The 506-nt window shown below is 60.5% G+C and carries 1 protein-coding gene; it reads right to left on the bottom strand.

Annotation, left to right across the window (positions count from 1 at the left end):
- Positions 1-506: GTP-binding protein (locus tag IEW63_RS14555; RefSeq protein WP_229710542.1), on the bottom strand; the 506-nt coding region annotated here is incomplete at both ends.

Raw genomic sequence — 506 nt, 5'->3', positions numbered from 1 at the left:
TCGTCCAGCAGCTTGCGGAACATCTCGACACCGGTACAGGTAGTCTTGGTGGTGTCCTTGATGCCGACGATCTCGACTTCTTCCTGAACCTTGATGATGCCGCGCTCAACACGACCGGTTACCACAGTACCGCGACCGGAAATGGAGAACACGTCTTCGATCGGCATCAGGAACGGCTTGTCGATGGCGCGCTCGGGCTCGGGGATGTAGCTGTCCAGCGTCTCTACCAGCGTCTTCACAGCGGTGGTGCCCAGACCGTTGTCGTCACGGCCTTCCAGCGCCATCAGCGCGGAACCGATGATGATCGGGGTGTCGTCGCCGGGGAAGTCGTAGGTGCTCAGCAGGTCGCGAACTTCCATCTCGACCAGTTCCAGCAGCTCCTCGTCATCAACCATGTCAGCCTTGTTCAGGAACACGACGATGTAGGGAACGCCAACCTGACGGGACAGCAGGATGTGCTCGCGGGTCTGCGGCATGGGGCCGTCAGCAGCGGAGCAGACCAGGAT

Origin of the sequence: Halopseudomonas pertucinogena (assembly GCF_014646575.1) — a bacterium.
Classification (GTDB): domain Bacteria; phylum Pseudomonadota; class Gammaproteobacteria; order Pseudomonadales; family Pseudomonadaceae; genus Halopseudomonas; species Halopseudomonas pertucinogena.
This window is presented reverse-complemented; position numbering and strand designations above follow the sequence as displayed.